This is a genomic window from Mammaliicoccus lentus (assembly GCF_002902755.1).
Classification (GTDB): domain Bacteria; phylum Bacillota; class Bacilli; order Staphylococcales; family Staphylococcaceae; genus Mammaliicoccus; species Mammaliicoccus lentus.
Window position 1 is genome coordinate 1 of sequence record NZ_PPRS01000020.1, and the last position, 1,447, is coordinate 1,447.

General features: G+C 51.1%; 1 rRNA gene. It reads left to right on the forward strand.

Annotated elements, in window-relative coordinates:
• Positions 1–1,423: ribosomal RNA gene (locus CD135_RS07175) — 16S ribosomal RNA — on the forward strand; the annotation flags it as partial.
• Positions 1,424–1,447: the final 24 nt, after the last annotated feature.

Genomic DNA, 1,447 nt, shown 5'->3' on the forward strand with positions numbered 1-1,447 from the left:
CCTATAAGACTGGGATAACTCCGGGAAACCGGGGCTAATACCGGATAATATATTGTACCGCATGGTTCAATGTTGAAAGACGGTTTCGGCTGTCACTTATAGATGGACCCGCGCCGTATTAGCTAGTTGGTAAGGTAACGGCTTACCAAGGCAACGATACGTAGCCGACCTGAGAGGGTGATCGGCCACACTGGAACTGAGACACGGTCCAGACTCCTACGGGAGGCAGCAGTAGGGAATCTTCCGCAATGGGCGAAAGCCTGACGGAGCAACGCCGCGTGAGTGATGAAGGTCTTAGGATCGTAAAACTCTGTTGTTAGGGAAGAACAAATTTGTTAGTAACTGAACAAGTCTTGACGGTACCTAACCAGAAAGCCACGGCTAACTACGTGCCAGCAGCCGCGGTAATACGTAGGTGGCAAGCGTTATCCGGAATTATTGGGCGTAAAGCGCGCGTAGGCGGTTTCTTAAGTCTGATGTGAAAGCCCACGGCTCAACCGTGGAGGGTCATTGGAAACTGGGGAACTTGAGTGCAGAAGAGGAGAGTGGAATTCCATGTGTAGCGGTGAAATGCGCAGAGATATGGAGGAACACCAGTGGCGAAGGCGGCTCTCTGGTCTGTAACTGACGCTGATGTGCGAAAGCGTGGGGATCAAACAGGATTAGATACCCTGGTAGTCCACGCCGTAAACGATGAGTGCTAAGTGTTAGGGGGTTTCCGCCCCTTAGTGCTGCAGCTAACGCATTAAGCACTCCGCCTGGGGAGTACGACCGCAAGGTTGAAACTCAAAGGAATTGACGGGGACCCGCACAAGCGGTGGAGCATGTGGTTTAATTCGAAGCAACGCGAAGAACCTTACCAAATCTTGACATCCTTTGATCGCTCTAGAGATAGAGTTTTCCCCTTCGGGGGACAAAGTGACAGGTGGTGCATGGTTGTCGTCAGCTCGTGTCGTGAGATGTTGGGTTAAGTCCCGCAACGAGCGCAACCCTTAAGCTTAGTTGCCATCATTAAGTTGGGCACTCTAGGTTGACTGCCGGTGACAAACCGGAGGAAGGTGGGGATGACGTCAAATCATCATGCCCCTTATGATTTGGGCTACACACGTGCTACAATGGATAATACAAAGGGCAGCGAACCCGCGAGGTCAAGCAAATCCCATAAAATTATTCTCAGTTCGGATTGTAGTCTGCAACTCGACTACATGAAGCTGGAATCGCTAGTAATCGTAGATCAGCATGCTACGGTGAATACGTTCCCGGGTCTTGTACACACCGCCCGTCACACCACGAGAGTTTGTAACACCCGAAGCCGGTGGAGTAACCTTTTATTAGGAGCTAGCCGTCGAAGGTGGGACAGATGATTGGGGTGAAGTCGTAACAAGGTAGCCGTATCGGAAGGTGCGGCTGGATCACCTCCTTTCTAAGGATATTACGGAATGACCAT